Here is an 18,037-nt window from a genome sequence, read left to right on the forward strand (position 1 = left end):
CACGCGCTGGCCGCAGGTCAGGCGTAGCGGTACCCGAATGCCGACTGGAACCGGTTGCCGATTTCCTCGCGCGACAACCAGTGATTCTGCGGACCCTGTTGCGCGATCTTGACCGAACCCATCAGCGACGCCAGGCGGCCAGTCGTTTCCCAGTCTAATCCGTTTTCCATGCCGAACAGCAGCCCGCCCCGGAAGGCGTCGCCGCAGCCGGTCGGGTCCACGATGCGCTCGGCCGTAACGGCCGGGATCGCGTACTGGCGGCCATCGGCAAAGATGCTGGCGCCGCGCTCGCCGTGCGTGACGATGAAGGCACGAACCTTGGCGGCAACCTCGGCGCTGGTCCACGCCGTGCGGGACAGCAGGACCTGCGCCTCGTAGTCATTGACTGTCACGTAACTGGCGAGTTCAACGAACTCCCGCAGGTCTTCGCCGTTGAACAGGGGCATGGCCTGACCCAGGTCAAAGATGAACGGCACGCCGGCTTCGGCGAACTGGCGCGCATGGTGCAGCATGCCTTCGCGGCTGTCGGGCGCGACGATGCCCAGGCCCGGCGCGCCGGCGCCGCCCAGCGCATCCTTGACGTTGTTCAGCTGCGACTGGCTCATTGCGCCAGGGTGGAAGGCGGTGATCTGGTTGTTGTCCAGGTCGGTGGTGATCATGGCCTGCGCCGTGAAGGTCTCGGGCAGCACGCGGATGTGGCCGGTGGGGATCTCCAGCTTGCGCAGGTATTCCAGGTAGGGCTCGGCGTCGGTGCCGACGGTGGCCATCACCACCGGATCGCCGCCGAGCATCTTCAGCGTGTAGGCGATGTTGCCGGCGCAGCCGCCGAACTCGCGGCGCATGCCGGGCACCAGGAACGAGACGTTCAGCATGTGGATCTGGTCCGGCAGGATGTGTTCACGGAAGCGTCCGTCGAACGTCATGATGGTGTCGTAGGCGACGGAGCCGCAGATCAGGCTGGCCATGCTCTCTCCAGGTGTCAGGATGATTGGGTGGAACGGAGCCCTTGCGGGCGGTATCGGTCAGGCAGAAAACAAAAAGCGGCCGCCCCGGGATGCGGGCGGCCGCTGCCGTCCCGGAACCCGAGGGTTCCGGGGCGTGCCGCTGATTACTTCAGCGCGGCCAGGGCTGCGTCGTAGTCCGGCTCGTTCTTGATCTCGGACACCAGCTGGCTGTACTTGACGGTGTCGTTCTCGTCGAGCACCACCACCGCGCGCGCGGTCACGCCGGCCAGCGGGCCGGTCTTGATGTCCACGCCGTAGTTGCCCTTGAACTCCGCGCCGCGCATGGTCGACAGCGGCACCACGTTGGCCAGGCCTTCAGCGGTGCAGAAGCGGCCCATGGCGAACGGCAGGTCGGCCGAGATCGTCAGCACCACGGTGTTGGCGAGGCCGCTGGCGGCTTCGTTGAACTTGCGCGCCGAGGCCTGGCACACCGGGGTGTCCAGGCTCGGGACGATGTTCAGCACCTTGCGCTTGCCGGCGAAGTCGGCCAGCGTGACGTCCTTCAGGTCCTTGCCGACCAGGGCGAAGGCCGGGGCCTTGTCGCCGGCTTGCGGGAACTTGCCTGCGACTTCGATGGCGTTGCCGCCGAGGGTGACGTTGCTCATGTCTACTCCTTGATATCTGATGGATTTCCGGCTCGGTGTCCGGAGCGGGGGCGCGGCCCGCCGCCGGACTCGGATTCGGTCCGGCGGCGGGCCAGGAATTCAGGGGTAAAAAATCAGCACGCGATAGTTGGCTGGCGCCTGCTGCGTCCGGAATCGTACCCGAACCGGCAGCTCCATGCCCGCGCGAAGACCCTGCGCGGCGAAGGCCTTTTGCGACGGTTCCAGGTACTCGGCGGGCTGCAGCACCCGGCGCAGCAGCAGCTGGTCCTGCAGGTCGGTCATCACCAGCTCGATCGCGGGCAGGGCGGTACTGGCGCGGCTCAGGTTGCGCAGCGTCACCGCCAGCAGGTAGGTGTCGCCGCCTTCATCCTGGCGCTGCAGCTGCGAGGTCTCGATGCGCAGCGCATCGATGTCGCGCCAGGGCGGCACCTCGCAGCGCAGCGGCGCACAGGCGGCCTCGAGTGCCGGGCGCAGCATCGGGAAGTGCCCGGCCAGCTGGCTGCGCCCCAGGTACACCCCCTGCACGAGCGCGGCGAGGGCGAGCAGCACGGCGGCAACGCGCCAGGCGGCGCGGGGCACCGCCACGGGCTTGCGCGGCTGGCGTTCGCGCTCACGCGCGCGCGCATGGCGCAGGAAGTCGGGGGCGAAGACCGGGCCGGCCGGTGCCTCGGCGCGCACCCAGCGGCGCGTGGTCTGTTCGCGCGCGACGGCCCCGCCGGTGACGGTGGATGGCTGGCTGGTGTCAGGGCCGAGGGCTGGTTCTGCTTCGACCTCGTCGCCGGCGATGGGCGATGCAGAAGACGATGCGCCGGGCAACGCGCCGATGTAGTGCTGCACCTCGTCCGGCCACGGTGCCGGTTCGGACCCGGCATCGGCCGACGCGGCACGCAGGAACTCGCTCGCGCTGGGAATGGTGGCCGGGGCGGGCACTGCCGGCGTCGGCACAGGTAGTGGCGACACGGCTGGTGCAGGGGTATCCAGCGCGCCGTGATCGAGCGCCGGCCAGGCTGGGGCCGGCTGCTCCGGCGCCGGGCTGGCCGCCTGGCGTTCCCCGTCGTGCGCATCGCGATGGGCCACGGCTTCGTTGGCTTCGTGCAGCGCGCGCTCGATCTCGGCATCGTCCATGCCTGCCTGCGGCGGCATGGCCATGTCCTCCGGCGACGACATCAGCATCGTCGGCGCATCCAGCGCCGGCACGTCATAGCCGGGGTCGATGGTCGGGGTGAAGGCGGGCTGCGGCGCGGGCGCGGCTTGCGCCGACGCGGGCGACGCGGCGGGTTCAGTTGCCGGGGCGGGTACGGATGGCGGCGTCGGCTTCCGGGCCGACGGCGCGGTGCTGCCCGCGGTGCTGTCGGACGGCAGCGGAATTTCGATCAGGTGCTCGCGCGCATCGAACACCGTTTCGCACTGGCCGCAGCGCACCAGGCCCTGGCGCAGGCGCAACTGGTCGGCGACCAGCCGGAAGGCGGTGCGGCAGGCCGGACAGCGCGTGACTAACTTGACGGCGGCCATCGGGGTGAATCAGGGACGGGTGCCATGCAGGCAGACCCAGCCTTCCTCGCTGCGCCACACCGTCAGCGGCAGCCAGGGTGCATAGGCCGCGGCGACTTCATCCGCCTGGCGTTCCAGCACGCCGGAGAGCACCAGCCGTCCGCCGGCGCGCACGCGCGCACTCAGCATGGCCGCCATCAGCTTGAGCGGATTGGACAGGATGTTGGCGACCACCAGGTCATAGCTGGCCTCGGACACCGATTCCGGCAGCGCGAACGACGCTTGCACGCGGTTGCGCTCGGCGTTGTAGCGCGACGCTTCCACGGCGTTGGGATCGATGTCGATGCCAACGGTGTCGCCCGCGCCCAGCTTGCGCGCCACGATCGCCAGGATGCCGGAGCCGCAGCCGTAGTCGAGCACGGTTTCGCCCGGCTTCAGGTTCTGCTCCAGCCACTGCATGCACAGCCGCGTGGTGGGATGGCTGCCGGTGCCGAAGGCCAGGCCCGGGTCGAGCTCAAGCACCACGGCATCGGGCTCGGGGGCGTCGTGCCACGACGGCACCACCCAGATGCGCTCGCCGATGCGGATCGGCTCGAACTGCGATTGCGTCAGCCGCACCCAGTCCTGGTCCTCGACCGCGCGCAGCTGGTAGGGCGGCACCGGGTCGATGCCAAGCTGGTTGGCGGCTGCCGCCACGACGACGGCCGGGTCGGCATCGTCGCCGAACAGCGCCACCACGCGCGAGCGGTTCCACGCGAGTTGCTTCGGTTCCAGCCCGGGCTCGCCAAAGAGCGGCTGCTCGTCGGGCGTGTCGGCATCGGCGTCTTCCACCGAGACCGACAGCGCGCCGAGGTCGAACAGGGCGTCAGACCAGGCTTCGGCCTGGTCCTGCGCCACTTCGATCACACATTCCTGAAATGCCACGGGCTTCCTTGCGTGCTGCTTTTGTGTTGCGGGTTACGTTGCGTCAGGCCTTCGCGCGCTCCGCCAGGCGATGCTCGAGATAGTGGATGCTGGTGCCGCCTTCAACGAAGTTGGCGTCCATCATCAGCTCGCGGTGCAGCGGCACGTTGGTCAGGATGCCGTCCACCACCATTTCCGACAGCGCGATGCGCATGCGGGCGATAGCCTGCTCGCGCGTGGCGCCGTAGGTGATGATCTTGCCGATCATCGAATCGTAGTTGGACGGGACGAAGTAACCATCATACGCGTGCGAGTCGACCCGCACACCCGGGCCGCCGGGCATGTGCCAGGCGGTGATGCGGCCCGGCGACGGCGTGAACTTGAACGGATCCTCGGCGTTCACGCGGCATTCGATCGCGTGGCCGCGGAACTGCACATCCTTCTGGCGCAAGCGCAGCTTCTCGCCGAAGGCGATGCGGATCTGCTCCTGCACGATGTCGATGCCGGTGATCATCTCGGTGACCGGGTGCTCGACCTGCACGCGCGTGTTCATCTCGATGAAGTAGAACTCGTTGTTCTCGTACAGGAACTCGAAGGTGCCGGCGCCGCGGTAGCCCATCTTCCTGCAAGCCTCGGCGCAGCGGTCGCCGATGCGCTCGATCAGGCGGCGCGGGATGTGCGGTGCGGGCGCTTCCTCCAGCACCTTCTGGTGCCGGCGCTGCATCGAGCAGTCACGCTCGCCCAGCCAGATCGCCTGGCGATGCTGGTCGGCCAGGATCTGGATCTCCACATGGCGCGGGTTCTCGAGGAACTTCTCCATGTAGACCTCGGGATTGCCGAAGGCACGGCCGGCTTCTTCGCGCGTCATGTTGACGGCGTTGATCAGCGCGGCCTCGGTATGCACCACGCGCATGCCGCGGCCACCGCCGCCGCCGGCGGCCTTGATGATCACCGGGTAGCCCACGCGGCGCGCGGTGGCCAGGATTTCCTTGGGATCGTCGGGCAGGGCGCCGTCCGAGCCGGGCACGCACGGCACGCCAGCCTTGATCATGGCCTGCTTGGCCGACACCTTGTCACCCATCAGGCGGATGCTTTCGGCGGTCGGGCCGATAAAGACGAAGCCGGATTTCTCCACGCGCTCGGCAAAGTCGGCGTTCTCCGACAGGAAGCCGTAGCCGGGGTGGATGGCCTGCGCGTCGGTCACTTCGGCGGCCGAGATGATGGCCGGCATGTTCAGGTACGACAGCGGCGACGGGGCCGGGCCGATGCAGACGGCTTCGTCGGCCAGGCGTACGTACTTGGCCTCCTTGTCGGCCTCGGAGTACACCACGACCGTCTTGATGCCCAGTTCGCGGCAGGCGCGCTGGATGCGAAGAGCGATTTCGCCGCGGTTCGCGATCAGAATTTTTTCAAACATGGTCTCTCTCTGCGAGAACAGTAGCGGTCCCGCCGCGTGGCGCAATGGCACGCCGGGCGCGCAGCCCCGGGGGCTGTCGCCGCCGTGGCCGCCATACTGCGCGGAACTGCATGGAACTGCACGGAACGGGCCGCGAAGCCCACAACGTCCCTGGCGTCAGACAACGCCATGGCATGCCGATGGCAGCGTGCGGCCAGGCATGCCGGTCAGGATCAGCCGATGACGAACAGCGGCTGGCCGTATTCCACGGCCTGGCCGTTCTCGACCAGGATTTCCTTGATGACGCCGGCCTTGTCGCACTCGATTTCGTTGAGCAGCTTCATGGCTTCGATGATGCAGACGGTCTGGCCTTCCTTGACCGAATCGCCGACGTTGACGAAGGGCGCGGCGCCCGGCGACGGCGCGCGGTAGAACGTGCCCACCATCGGCGAGGTCACGATATGGCCGGCGGGCAGCTGGGCGGCGGGCTCGGCCGCCGGTGCCGCGGCACCAGCCGGTGCGGCGGCCGCAGCGGGCGGCAGCGCCTGCATCTGCGGCATGGCCATCGGCGCGGCGATGATTTGCGGCGGTTGCTTGACGATGCGTACCTTGCCGTCGCCTTCGGTGACTTCCAGCTCGGAGATGCCGGATTCGGCCACCAGGTCGATAAGCGTCTTCAGCTTGCGCAGGTCCATCTTTTTATCCTCCTGAATCGGGTTATCCGGCCGCTGCCCGGGACGGGCCGCGGCGGAAGAATCGTGTTGCCGGCCACCGGAAATCCGCGCCCGCCGTGCCGAGGCACGCCAGCGGGCGCAGGCCGCCGGGCGGCGCGCGCAGGTTGTCGAAAAAATCTTGGGAGTTCAGCTCCCCGAACTCTCGGGTGGCGGCTGCTCCTGGCCCAGCACATAGTCCAGCGCCAGCAGGTAACCCTGCCAGCCAAGCCCGCAGATCACCCCGACCGCCACGTCGGAGAAATAGGAGTGGTGCCGGAAGCTTTCGCGCCGATGCACGTTCGACAGGTGTACCTCGACGAACGGGATCGCCACGCCGGCCAGGGCATCGCGCAGCGCCACGCTGGTGTGCGTGTAGGCAGCCGGGTTGATGATGATGAACTCGACCCCTTCCGCGCGGGCGGCGTGGACGCGGTCGACCAGTGCCCCCTCGTGGTTGGACTGGAACGTCTCAAGCGAAATGCCGGCTTTTGCCGCGCGTTCCGCCAGGGCCGTGTCGATATCGGCAAGCGTCGTGTGGCCGTAGGTTTCCGGCTCGCGCGTGCCCAGCAGGTTCAGGTTTGGCCCATGCAGGACCAGCACCTTGCGGTAGCGGGCTGAGCGACGGATGGAGCGGGTTGCAGTCACGGCGGCTCGACCAGATCAACGAAATTGCGCGGAGATTACCGTAGCTTAGAGGGATTTGTCTAGCACGCGATACAAGGCTTGACGGCCCTGCGCTACGCATCGGCGCCCTTTTGAGCACTTTCTCGTCGTTTAGGTCTCCCGGCGAAACAAATCACTGAAGAAAACCGAAATTCAGCGACTTTGGCGGAAGAATGCGTTCACGTGCGCGGCAGCACGGACCGCAGTTCCTCGGCCGTCACTCGCCCCATCTTGCGATACTTCACCGATCCGTCAGGGTTGATCACCACGGTGTAGGGCAGGCCGCCGGCGCTGTTGCCAAAGTTGCGGGACAGCTCGGTGCCGGCAAAGCCGGCCACGGCCAGCGGGTAAGCCACCGGCACCTTCCGGGTGAACTGCTGGATATTGGCAGCGGAATCGATGCCGATGCCGACAAACTCCACCTGGCGGTTCTTGTATTCCTCATGCAGGGCGGTCAGCTCCGGCATTTCCTCGACGCACGGGCCGCACCAGGGCGCCCAGAAGTTGACCACCACGGTCTTGCCGCGCAGCTTGCCCAGGTCCAGGTCGGCGCCGGCAGCGTCGGGCAGGCGCGTCTGGAAGAAGGTTTCCACCGCATGGTCGCCGGCGGGCTTGGGCGAGAACACAAAGTGGCCAGCCAGCGCGCCGGCGGCGCAGGCGACCACGGCCACGGCGATCCACAGCCAGAGGCGGGAGCGGCGGGTGGGCGAAGAGGCGGTTTCAGTCATGGAGATGGCTTGGACCAGTCAGTTGGGGGCGGCTTTCAGGTTGGGTCGGCCGGGTCGGCAGCAGCGGGCGCGTCCAGCAGCGCCCGTACCGCCTGCACATCCGCGCGGGGCGGGCGCCCGGAGGCGTCGGCACGCACGGCGCCGCGTTCGTCGACGGCATCATACAGCGCTATATGAATGCCGACCGGGGCACCCAGTTCCGCGCGCACTTCGCCGGCCAGCAGCCGGGCCTCGCGGCGGTCGGGCCACTGGCCTTTCCACAGGAAGCTGAGGGTCTCGACCTCGCCGCGGCCGCCGAAGTGGCGGCTCTCACTGGTTTCAAAGTCGACGCCGGCGTTGATCAGGTGCAGCGCCGCGTCCTTGGCGCTGTCGCAGAAGCACTGCAGATAGATATCGGAGTGCTCGGTGGCGGTGCCGTTGAGCACGGCGCCGGCCAGGTAGGGCCGGAACGCAGCCAGGTCTTCCATGGCCAGCACCGCCAGCCGGCGCAGCAGCACCAGCACGCGCGGCTGGCTGTCGGCGTGGAACAGCGCCTGGTAGGCGCGCACTTCGGCTTCGACCTGCTCATTGTCGGGCAGCCATTCGCCGGGCACGCGCTGTTCGCCCAGCACCTGGCGGGCGGCCTTGCGCTTGGCGGTGGCGTAGTCGGCACCGTCTTCGGCAATCATCCGGGCGGCTGCCTGGGCGATTTCCTCGCGCAGGCGGGTGGGGTCGGGAGCAGTGCGTCGGGTCATGCCCCATGATACCGGAGCCATCCGCGCTGCCGGCAGGCACGGTGCCGCAGTGCAGCGAAGGGCGCTGGCGCTCGGGTACAATTGAAGGCTTCCTGCCCGGCCGCCTTACGGCAAACCACGGCAAAAAGCCGCCGCGCCGCCGGGTGCCGAATCCCCACGCCTGCGGGCTTCAAGTCTTTCCGGGAACCCATGCATATTCACATCCTTGGCATCTGCGGCACCTTCATGGGCGGCCTGGCGGTGCTGGCCAAGCAGGCCGGCTACCGCGTCACGGGCTGCGATGCCAATGTCTACCCGCCGATGAGCACCCAGCTCGAGGCCCAGGGGATCGAGCTGATCGAGGGCTTCGACCCGGCCCAGCTGTCGCTGGCGCCGGACCTGTTCGTGATCGGCAACGTGGTCTCGCGCGGCAATCCGCTGATGGAGGCCATCCTCGACCGCAACCTGCCTTATGTGTCGGGCCCGCAATGGCTGGGCGAGCACGTGCTGGCGCGCAAGTGGGTGCTGGCGGTGGCCGGCACGCATGGCAAGACCACCACCACGTCGATGCTGGCCTGGATCCTGGAGGATGCCGGCTATAACCCGGGCTTCCTGGTGGGCGGGGTGCCGCAGAACTTCGGCATCTCGGCGCGCGTGACCGAGTCGGACTTCTTCGTGATCGAGGCCGACGAGTACGACACCGCCTTCTTCGACAAGCGCAGCAAGTTCGTCCACTACCGCCCGCGCACCGCCATCCTGAACAACCTGGAATACGACCACGCCGACATCTTCCCGGATCTGGCGGCGATCGAGACCCAGTTCCACCACCTGGTGCGCACCGTGCCCGGCCAGGGCCGGATCGTCGTCAACGGCGTGGAAGCCAGCCTGGCGCGGGTGCTCGAGCGCGGCTGCTGGAGCGAGGTCGAGCAGTTCGGCGTGGGCGACTGGCGCGAGAGCGATGCCGCCGGCGCCAAGGCCGCGCCTGGCAAGGACGCCTTCGACGTCTGGTTCGGCGAAGCGGTGGCCGGTACCGTGGTCTGGGACCTGCAGGGCACCCACAACCGCATGAACGCGCTGGCCGCGATCGCCGCCGCGCGCCATGTGGGCGTGCCGGCCGCGCAGGCGATCGAGTCGCTCGGACGCTTCGCCAACGTCAAGCGCCGCATGGAAGTGCGCGGCGTGGCCGGCGGCGTGACCGTCTACGACGACTTCGCCCACCATCCGACCGCGATCCAGACCACGCTGGAAGGTCTGCGCCGCCGCGTCGGCAATGCCCGCATCCTGGCCGTGCTGGAGCCGCGCTCCAACACCATGAAGCTGGGCGTCATGAAGGCGCAGCTGCCGGCCAGCCTGGCGCAGGCCGACCTGGTGTTCGGCTACGGCGCCCCGGCCGGCAAGGACGCGCTGGGCTGGGACCTGGCCGAATCGCTGGCGCCGCTGGGCGACAAGGCCACCGCATTTCAGGACCTGGGCGCGCTGGTGCAGTCCGTGCGCGCCGCGGCGCAGCCGGGCGACCATGTGCTGGTGATGAGCAACGGCGGCTTCGGCGGCGTGCACCAGAAGCTGCTGGACGCGCTGGCCCAGGACGCGGCACGCTGACCGGCGGACGTACGACCATGCTGCTGTATCTGCACGGATTCCGTTCCTCGCCCCAGTCGTTCAAGGCCCGGCTGGTGCAGGAGCGCATGCGCGAGTGGGGCGTGGGCCGCTACTACGCCTGCCCCACGCTCAATGTCTCGCCGGAACTGGCCATCGCCCAGGCGCAAGCGGCGATCCGCGCCGCACGGGCCGGCGGCGACCAGGAAATCGCCATCGTCGGCTCGTCGCTGGGTGGCTTCTATGCCCGCTGGCTGGGCGAGAAGCATGGCTGCAAGACCGTGCTGCTCAATCCGGCCATCCACCCCTGGACCGACCTGGAAACCTACCTGGGCGAGCAGCCGCTGTGGCACGGCGGCGGCTCGGTCACGGTCGAGCGCCGCCACCTGCAGGAGCTGCTGGACCTGCGCGTCGACACCATCACCGACCCCGCGCGCTATTACCTGATCGCCGCCACCGGCGACGAGGTGCTGGACTACCGCGAAATGGTGGCCGCCTGCCCGGGCGCGAAGATCCGCGTGATCGAGGGCAGCGACCATGGCATCAGCGAATTCGCCGACTACGTCGACGATGTGCTTGCATTCTGCGGCTATGGTCCTGGCGGCAAGGTGCCGGCCGGCGCCAGCGCGGCATGAGCGCGCAGTCCGCGCGCCGCTGCGGCTGGAGTGCGCACCTGGCCTTTGATGCGGCCATCCCGCCCAATCTGCGGCGCTGGGTGACCGGCGATGACGGCTCGCTGACCGCGCGCCTGGTGGCCGCGTCGGAGCGCTTTCGCGTGGCGCGGCTGCTGCAGTGCCCGCAGCGCCCGCTGGCTGATGAATGGCAGGTGCTGGGCCAGCAAGACCGCACCCCGGCGCTGACGCGCGAGGTGCTGCTGATCTGCGACGATATTCCCGCCATCTTTGCCCATACCGTGGTGCGCCAGCGCCATGCGCGCCGCGACTGGCCGTTCCTGCGCGGGCTGGGCGAGCGCCCGCTCGGCGGGCGGCTCTTTGTCGATCCGGCGGTGGAGCGCGAGCCGTTCCAGTTTGCGCGGCTGCTGCCGCACCATCCGCTGCGCCAGGCCCTGCAGCGCGTGCTGCCGGCCATGGCGCCACTGCCCATGCTGCCGGCGCGACGCTCGGTGTTCCGACGCGGCGGCGGCGTCATGCTCGTGACAGAAGTGTTCCTGCCGGACCTGCTGTCGCGGCCATCCCCGGGGACCGAGGCGATTCCGCATCCCAAATATATGCGGACCACAGACCGAAGCCCCTCCCCACACACTACCGAAACCAAGAAAGAGACCACGAGATGAAACTGCAGGGTCGGGTTGCCATCATCACCGGTGCCGCCGCTGGCATCGGCTTTGCCACGGCGCAGCGCTTTGCCGCCGACGGCGCCATCGTCGTCCTGTGCGACGTGCAGGAGGCGCGCGTGCGCGAGGCCGCCGGCAAGCTGGCCGCCACCGGCGCCACCGTGTCGGCGTATCGCGTAGACGTGACCCGGCGCGATGAGGTCGATGCCATGGTGGCCGCCGTGCTGGCCGCGCACGCCCGCGTCGACATCCTCGTCAATAACGCCGGTATCACCAAAGACGCGCGCCTGGCCAAGATGACCGAGGCCCAGTTCGACGCCGTCATCGACGTCAACCTGAAGGGCGTCTTCAACTGCGCGCAGGCCGTGGCCGGCCTGATGAGCGAGCAGGGCAAGGGCGTGATCCTGAACGCCTCCAGCGTGGTCGGCCTGTATGGCAACTTCGGCCAGACCAACTACGCGGCCAGCAAGTTCGGCGTGATCGGCTTTACCAAGACCTGGGCGCGCGAACTGGGCCCCAAGGGCGTGCGCGTGAACGCGGTATGCCCGGGCTTCGTCAATACCGAGATCCTGCAGAGCGTGCCCGAGAAGGTGCTGGACGGCATGAAGTCGTCGTGCTGGCTGCGCCGCCTGGCCGAGCCGGCCGAGATCGCCAGCATCTACGCCTTCCTGGCCAGCGACGACGCCAGCTACGTCAACGGCGTGGCGATCGAAGCCAGCGGCGGCATGTCGCTCTGAGACGCCGGGGCCACGGCGGCCCGGGCTGACGCACCTTGCCGGCGCGCCGGCCCCGGGTCGCCGGACCGGGGTGCGGTATCATTCCAGGTCTCAGGCCGTATCCATGCGGCGCGGCCCGCGGTCCCCGGTCAGTGATTGGCGCCCCGCAGTCGTTTCCGTTCGCACGCGTTACCGCGCGTTCGCGCCCGGTTGCACCATTTTTCCCACAGGATCCGCTCCAGCGCTGCCCCCAAGGCGGCCCGATGCGGGTCCGCGCATATCTGAAAGTACCGATCGATGCAGTTGCTGTTCGAAGAAGGCGGCGAAATCCGCGCCGGCACCGTGCTGAACCAGCAGGGCGAGGCTTACCAGGTCGAGTTGCCGGCGGGCAAGCGCACCAAGGTCAAGTCGCGCGACGTGCTGCTGCAGTTCGCGCAGCCGTCGGCGATCGAGCTGGTGCGCCAGACCGGCGACATGGTGGCCGAGATCGACCTGGACTTCCTGTGGGAATGCGCGCCCGAGGCGGAATTCGGCTTTGCCGAGCTGGCCGCCGAATACTACGGCGCCGAATCCGGCGCGCTGCAGCAGGCGGCGCTGGCGATGGCGCTGCACGGCAACCCGGTGTACTTCCGCCGCAAGGGGCGCGGCCGCTACCAGCGCGCGCCCGAAGACCAGCTCAAGGCGGCGCTGGCCGCGCTCGAGCGCAAGCGCCAACAGGCGCTGGTGCAGGCCGAATATGAAGAACAGCTCAAGGCGCTGACGCTGCCCGAAACCTTCCGCAACAAGGTGCTGCAGCTGCTGTTCAAGCCGGACAAGAACAGCCTGGAATACAAGGCCATGGATGCCGCCTGCACCGCGCTGGGCATGAGCCCGATGCGGCTGATGGTGGCCGCCGGCGGCGTGGCCAGTGCGCGTGCGCTGCATGAGGCCAAGTTCCTGGCCGAGTGCTTCCCCAAGGGCACAGGCTTCCCGGACAACGACGTACCCGAGCCGTCCACCGAGTTGCCGGTGGCCGACGTGGAGGCGTTCTCGATCGACGACGTCACCACCACCGAGATCGACGACGCGCTGTCCGTGACCCGGCTGCCCGACGGCAAGCTGCGCATCGGCATCCATATCGCCGCGCCCGCGCTGGGCATCCGCCGCGGCGAGCCGCTCGACGCCGTCGCGCGCCAGCGCCTGTCCACGGTCTACTTCCCCGGCGACAAGATCACCATGCTGCCCGACGCTGTGGTGGAGCGCTACACGCTGCAGGAAGGGCGCCAGTGCCCGGCGCTGTCGCTGTATGTGACGGTGGATCCGAGCGTGTGGCTGATCACCGGCAGCGAGACCCGCGCCGAGATGGTGCCGATCGCCGCCAACCTGCGCCACAACCTGCTGGACGATGTGATCACCGAGGCCTCGCTTGCCGAGGGCACCGGCGACTACCCGTTCCGCGATGCGCTGACGCAGCTGTGGCACTTCGCCGGCTACCTGTACGACGAGCGCCAGAAGGCGCGCCTGGCCAGCGGCCTGCGCCCCGAGACGCATAACCGCGCCGATTTCAACTTCTACCTGGACGACCAGGCCGACGGCAGCCAGCGCGTGCGCATCGAGCAGCGCAAGCGCGGCTCGCCGCTGGACAAGATCGTGGCCGAGATGATGATCCTGGCCAACAGCACCTGGGGCAAGCTGCTGGCCGACAACGGCGTGCCGGGCATCTACCGCACGCAGAAGGCGTGGGGCATGCACCGCACCCGCATGCAGACCTACCCGGCGCCGCACGAGGGCCTGGGCGTGGCGCAGTACGCGTGGAGCACCTCGCCGCTGCGCCGCTATGTCGACCTGGTCAACCAGTGGCAGATCCTGGCGGTGGCCCAGCACGGCGTGACCGCCAAGCTGGTGGCGCCGTTCAAGCCCAAGGACGCCGACCTGCTGGCCGCGGTGGCGGACTTTGAAGGCACCTACGCCGCCTATGCCGACCACCAGTCGACCATGGAGCGCTACTGGTGCCTGCGCTGGCTCAAGCAGGAGAACCGCGAGCGCATGGTGGCCTCGGTGCTCAAGGAAGGCGCGGTGCGCTTTACCGAGATCCCGCTGGTCACGCGCGTGCCCGAACTGATGCAGGCGCAGCGCGGCACCCAGGTGCTGCTGGAGATCGGCGAGACCGACGAGATCACGCTGGAAGTGTCCTGCCGGGTGCTGGAAATCTTTGCCGGTGAAGGCGAGGTGCCCGAGGAAGAGCTGGAAAGCGACGAGGAAGCCGCAGAGTTGTCCGCCGAAGCCGCTGCCGAGGCGGCGGCCGAGGATGCCGCCGAGCAGGCCGCGGGCGTGTCCGACGAGGCCCCGGCCGAGTCCGGCGACGACGGCGCCGGCGAGGCGTCGGGCGAGCGCGACACCGGCGCGCCGGCGGCCGGCTGAAACCTTCGGAAATCGGCGGGGCTCACTTACAATGCCTGTCTGATCCGGGGCCCGCGCGCCCCGGTCCTGCAAGCCCTGCCGGCTTCGTCCGGCCGGCTCCGTCTGATTTTCCCGCGGTTGCCTCCAGAGCCATCTTCCAGCCATCGTGAACGCCACTCTCGCCGCTCCCCGCCACTGGTGGCATGCCAGGTGGCACAACAGCAGTACGCTCGCCAGGGCTCTGGCCATTTCCGTGGCCGTGCACGCGGTGCTGCTGATGGTGCGGGTGGCCGCGCCCGAGGTGTTCGAGATCAAGCGCACCGATGCCGCGCTGGACGTGGTGCTGGTCAATGCCAAGTCGGCGCAGAAGCCGCGCAACCCGACCGCGCTGGCGCAAGCCAACCTGGACGGCGGCGGCGACCATGACCTGCAGCGCGCCACCACGCCGCTGCCCGCGCAGACCCTGACGCAGGAGGGCGACCTGGTGCGCCAGGTGCAGCGCCGCGTCGAGCAGCTGGAACAGGAGCAGCAACGCCTGCTGACCCAGTCGCGCGAGGCCGCGCCGGCGGTGCGCAACCAGCCGCTCAAGCCCGGCGAGAAGCGCCAGGACACCCCGCAGCGCGGCCAGGACGAGCGCACCTCGACCGACGAGATGGCCAGGCTCGAGGCCGAGATCGGCCGCAACCTGGAGCACTACGCCAAGCGGCCCAAGCGCTTCCAGCTGACCGCCACCAGTGCGCAGGCGGTCGACTACGCGCAGTACTACGACCGCCTGCGCCGCAAGATCGAGGCGCGCGGCACCACCGACTTCCCGCAACGCAATGGCAAGCCGCTGTACGGCCAGCTGATCCTGGTGATCAACGTCAACCGGCTGGGCAAGCTCGGCTACAACCGCGACGGCTACAACGTCGACGCCATCGACGTGGTCAAGAGCTCGGGCGATCCCGCGCTGGACCGCCAGGCGGTGGCGATCGTGCGCGCGGCCGCGCCGTTTGGCGCCTTTACCGCCGAGATGACGTCGCGCCAGGACATCCTCGAAGTCATTTCCACTTTCAAGTTTTCGCGCAGCGGGCTGGAAACCCGCTTGCAGGCACGCTGATGACATCCACTGAATCTTCCCAAGCCAGCTCCGACCGCTATGTGGTGATCGGCAACCCGGTCGCGCACAGCCGCTCGCCGGCGATCCACGCCGCCTTTGCGCGCCAGACCGGCGAGGCCGTGCAGTACGAGCGCCTGGAGGCGCCGCTGGACGGGTTTGCCGACACCGTGCGCCAGTTCTTTGCCGACGGCGGCTATGGCTGCAACGTGACGGTGCCGTTCAAGCTGGAGGCCTACGACCTGGCCGACCGCCTGACCGAGCGCGCCGAGGCCGCCGGCGCGGTCAACACGCTGTGGATCGAAGAGGGCCTGATCCATGGCGACAACACCGACGGCATCGGCCTGGTGCGCGATATCCAGGACAACCTCGACACGCTGATCGAAGGCAAGCGCGTGCTGCTGCTGGGCGCCGGCGGCGCCGCCATGGGCGCGATGCTGCCGCTGATCGAATGCCGGCCGTCGCGCATCGTGGTGGCCAACCGCACCGCATCGCGCGCCAGCGACATGCTGGAAGAATTTGTCGAAGCCGCCGACCAGTACGGCGTTGAACTGTGGGGCGGCGGGCTCGATGCGCTCGACGGGCTGTCCGAGGACGAAGCCGTCGACGTGGTCATCAATGCCTCGTCCAGCAGCCTGCATGGCGAAGTGCCGCCGGTGCCCGAGTTCCTGCTGGGCGATGGCGTGCTGGCCTACGACATGATGTACGGCGCCGAGCCCACCGTGTTCCTGCAGTTCGCCGCGCGCTGCGGCGCGCGCGTGAGCGACGGCCTGGGCATGCTGGTCGAACAGGCCGCCGAGGCCTTCTATATCTGGCGTGGCGTGCGGCCCCGCACCGCGCCCGTGCTGGCCGAGCTGCGCGCCGCGCTGCAGGCCGAACGCAAGGGCTGACCGGGGCGCCGCCAGCCGTGGCTAACCGCAACCGCCCGGCCGGTGCCGCGCCGGCCCGCGCCGTGTTCAACCCGCTGCGCTGGCTGGGCTACCTGCTCGGCTGCGTGGCTGCGGGCGTGGTGGCGATGCAGCTGTACTTCTTCGTGCAGATCGCCTCGTGGCAGTACCTCAACCCGACCACCACCACCTTCATGCGCGCCGAGCGCTGGCGCCTGTGCGGCCTCAAGGTCTGGAACTGCGGCCTCGACCGGCAATGGGTGCCCTACGACCGCATCTCGCGCAATCTGAAACGCGCGGTGATCGCCAGCGAAGACGCCGACTTCGTCAACCACCCCGGCTATGAGCTCGACGCCATGCTCGATGCCTGGGAGCGCAACAAGAAGCGCGGACGCATCGTGCGCGGTGGTTCCACCATCACGCAGCAGCTGGCCAAGAACCTGTTCCTCTCGTCCGAGCAGAACTACCTGCGCAAGGGACAGGAGCTGGCCATCACTTGGATGCTCGAGTTCTTGCTGGACAAGCAGCGCATCTACGAGATCTACCTGAACTCAGTGGAGTGGGGCGAAGGTGTCTTCGGCGCGCAGGCCGCGGCGCAGCACTACTTCCGCACCGGCGCCGACAAGCTCAGCGTGGGCCAGTCCGCGCGCCTGGCCGCGGCGCTTCCGGCGCCCAAGTGCTTCGACAAGAAGGAATACTGCGCCAATGTGCGCGTGAACTTCCGCGTCAAGGCGGGCATCATCGCGCGGCGGATGGGGGCAGCCACGCTGCCCGACTGAGCCCCGCGGGGCTCAGCTCAACCACCCCTTCCTGCGGAAATACACCAGCGGGATCGCCGCCGACACCGCCATCAGCGCGATCGCCCACGGATAGCCCGCGACCCAGTCCAGCTCCGGCATGAACTTGAAGTTCATGCCGTAGATGCTGGCGATCAGCGTGGGCGGCATCAGCGCCACCGACACCACCGAGAACAGCTTGATGATCTTGTTCTGGTTGATGTTGATGAAACCGACGGTCGCGTCCATCAGGAAGTTGATCTTGTCGAACAGGAACGCGGTGTGGTTCTCGATCGAGTCGATGTCGCGCAGGATCTGGCGCGCTTCGTCCTGCTGCTCGGCCGACAGCAGCTGGCTGCGCATCAGGAAGGACACCGCGCGGCGCGTGTCCATCACGTTGCGGCGGATGCGGCCGTTCAGGTCTTCCTCGCGGGCGATGGTCTCCAGCACGTCGGCCGCGGCGGCATCGGTCACGTTCTCGGCCAGCACGCGGCGGCTGGCCTCTTCCAGGCGTTCGTAGACTTCCTCGATCGAGTCGGCGGAGTATTCCGCGTCGGTCGCGTACAGGTCCATCAGCACGTCCTTGGCATTGCGCACCGAGCCCGGGCGCATGCGCGCGCGCAGCCGTACCAGGCGGAACACCGGCAGGTCTTCGTCGTGGATGGAGAACAGCACGTCGCGCGTCAGCACAAAGGCCACGCGCACGTTGCGCGATACCTCTTCCTCGTCGAGCAGGAAGTCGGTGCGGATATGGATATTCTCGTCCTCGCCCTCGAAATATCGCGCGGACGCTTCCAGGTCGCCCAGGTCTTCCAGTTCAGGAAGGGCGACGCCATAGGCTTCCTTGATCCAGTTCAGTTCCTCGTCGTCGGGATTGACGACATCGATCCAGATCGGCTTGTGCTGCAGCAGCTCATTGCGCTCGTCGACCTGCTCCTGGGCAAGCCGGCCTTTTTGCAGGACGAACAGGTTGATCATCCCCGGGATTCCTTATTGCTGATTGCGACGAATAACAAAGACAAGCGCGAAGACAAGCGCAGGCGGCTCGCCGCATTCCCAGGTAGTCCGTCATGCCCT

Annotated in this window: 18 protein-coding genes; 8 read left to right on the plus strand and 10 right to left on the minus strand. The window is 68.3% G+C overall.

The genetic code is table 11. The annotated features are described in order from the left end of the window. Positions 1-17: 17 nt before the first annotated feature. From ACZ5MJ_RS01730 to ACZ5MJ_RS01770, 9 genes are all read right to left on the minus strand, one after another. Entirely contained in the window at positions 18-965 is a 948-nt protein-coding gene (locus ACZ5MJ_RS01730) for a carbohydrate kinase family protein (protein ID WP_464221914.1), read from the minus strand. Positions 966-1,108: 143 nt separating this feature from the next. Continuing rightward, positions 1,109-1,609 carry a thiol peroxidase gene (tpx, locus tag ACZ5MJ_RS01735; RefSeq protein WP_464221917.1) on the minus strand — a complete coding sequence of 167 codons (501 nt, stop codon included), beginning with the start codon at positions 1,607-1,609 and terminating at the stop codon, positions 1,109-1,111. A 99-nt stretch (positions 1,610-1,708) separates the two neighbouring features. Then, on the minus strand, positions 1,709-3,121 hold the full coding sequence (locus ACZ5MJ_RS01740; RefSeq protein ID WP_464221918.1) for a DUF3426 domain-containing protein: 1,413 nt from the start codon (positions 3,119-3,121) through the stop codon (positions 1,709-1,711). 9 nt (positions 3,122-3,130) lie between these two features. Beyond that, positions 3,131-4,024 carry a 50S ribosomal protein L11 methyltransferase gene (gene prmA / locus ACZ5MJ_RS01745; RefSeq protein WP_464221920.1) on the minus strand — a complete coding sequence of 298 codons (894 nt, stop codon included), beginning with the start codon at positions 4,022-4,024 and terminating at the stop codon, positions 3,131-3,133. Positions 4,025-4,067: 43 nt separating this feature from the next. Beyond that, a complete protein-coding gene (gene accC / locus ACZ5MJ_RS01750; RefSeq protein WP_464221922.1) occupies positions 4,068-5,420 on the minus strand; it encodes an acetyl-CoA carboxylase biotin carboxylase subunit in 1,353 nt (450 codons plus the stop codon). A 212-nt stretch (positions 5,421-5,632) separates the two neighbouring features. Further along, positions 5,633-6,094, minus strand: coding sequence for an acetyl-CoA carboxylase biotin carboxyl carrier protein (gene accB / locus ACZ5MJ_RS01755; RefSeq protein ID WP_464221923.1), 462 nt, complete (start codon positions 6,092-6,094; stop codon positions 5,633-5,635). Positions 6,095-6,259: 165 nt separating this feature from the next. Continuing rightward, a complete protein-coding gene (aroQ, locus tag ACZ5MJ_RS01760) occupies positions 6,260-6,757 on the minus strand; it encodes a type II 3-dehydroquinate dehydratase (protein ID WP_464221924.1) in 498 nt (165 codons plus the stop codon). A gap of 197 nt (positions 6,758-6,954) precedes the next feature. After that, on the minus strand, positions 6,955-7,503 hold the full coding sequence (locus tag ACZ5MJ_RS01765; protein ID WP_464221925.1) for a TlpA family protein disulfide reductase: 549 nt from the start codon (positions 7,501-7,503) through the stop codon (positions 6,955-6,957). A gap of 35 nt (positions 7,504-7,538) precedes the next feature. After that, positions 7,539-8,237, minus strand: a complete 699-nt coding sequence (locus tag ACZ5MJ_RS01770) for a UDP-N-acetylmuramate--alanine ligase (protein WP_464221926.1) — start codon at positions 8,235-8,237, stop codon at positions 7,539-7,541. Between the two features lie 189 nt (positions 8,238-8,426). On the opposite strand from ACZ5MJ_RS01770, the gene mpl reads away from it, so the two are divergent. The 8 genes from mpl to mtgA all read left to right on the plus strand — a co-directional run bounded on the left by mpl (position 8,427) and on the right by mtgA (position 16,963). Continuing rightward, the gene (mpl, locus tag ACZ5MJ_RS01775; RefSeq protein ID WP_464221928.1) at positions 8,427-9,815 is read left to right on the plus strand and encodes a UDP-N-acetylmuramate:L-alanyl-gamma-D-glutamyl-meso-diaminopimelate ligase; all 1,389 of its coding nucleotides are present in this window, start codon (positions 8,427-8,429) and stop codon (positions 9,813-9,815) included. A 17-nt stretch (positions 9,816-9,832) separates the two neighbouring features. Continuing rightward, a complete protein-coding gene (locus ACZ5MJ_RS01780) occupies positions 9,833-10,447 on the plus strand; it encodes a YqiA/YcfP family alpha/beta fold hydrolase (RefSeq protein ID WP_464221929.1) in 615 nt (204 codons plus the stop codon). Further along, on the plus strand, positions 10,444-11,106 hold the full coding sequence (locus ACZ5MJ_RS01785; RefSeq protein WP_464221930.1) for a chorismate--pyruvate lyase family protein: 663 nt from the start codon (positions 10,444-10,446) through the stop codon (positions 11,104-11,106). Before ACZ5MJ_RS01780 ends, ACZ5MJ_RS01785 begins: the two co-directional genes overlap by 4 nt. Then, on the plus strand, positions 11,103-11,843 hold the full coding sequence (gene fabG, locus ACZ5MJ_RS01790; protein ID WP_464221931.1) for a 3-oxoacyl-ACP reductase FabG: 741 nt from the start codon (positions 11,103-11,105) through the stop codon (positions 11,841-11,843). The genes ACZ5MJ_RS01785 and fabG overlap by 4 nt, the downstream gene beginning before the upstream one ends. A 276-nt stretch (positions 11,844-12,119) precedes the next feature. Continuing rightward, on the plus strand, positions 12,120-14,222 hold the full coding sequence (locus ACZ5MJ_RS01795) for a ribonuclease catalytic domain-containing protein (protein ID WP_464221932.1): 2,103 nt from the start codon (positions 12,120-12,122) through the stop codon (positions 14,220-14,222). 145 nt (positions 14,223-14,367) lie between these two features. Continuing rightward, positions 14,368-15,300, plus strand: coding sequence for an energy transducer TonB (locus tag ACZ5MJ_RS01800; RefSeq protein WP_464221934.1), 933 nt, complete (start codon positions 14,368-14,370; stop codon positions 15,298-15,300). Further along, positions 15,300-16,187, plus strand: a complete 888-nt coding sequence (gene aroE / locus ACZ5MJ_RS01805; RefSeq protein WP_464221936.1) for a shikimate dehydrogenase — start codon at positions 15,300-15,302, stop codon at positions 16,185-16,187. The genes ACZ5MJ_RS01800 and aroE overlap by 1 nt, the downstream gene beginning before the upstream one ends. A gap of 74 nt (positions 16,188-16,261) precedes the next feature. After that, positions 16,262-16,963, plus strand: coding sequence for a monofunctional biosynthetic peptidoglycan transglycosylase (mtgA, locus tag ACZ5MJ_RS01810; protein ID WP_464223629.1), 702 nt, complete (start codon positions 16,262-16,264; stop codon positions 16,961-16,963). A 12-nt stretch (positions 16,964-16,975) separates the two neighbouring features. On the opposite strand, the gene corA is transcribed toward mtgA, so the two are convergent. Further along, a complete protein-coding gene (gene corA / locus ACZ5MJ_RS01815) occupies positions 16,976-17,938 on the minus strand; it encodes a magnesium/cobalt transporter CorA (RefSeq protein ID WP_078197850.1) in 963 nt (320 codons plus the stop codon). Positions 17,939-18,037: the final 99 nt, after the last annotated feature.

The organism is Cupriavidus sp. LA-1 (assembly GCF_055385985.1).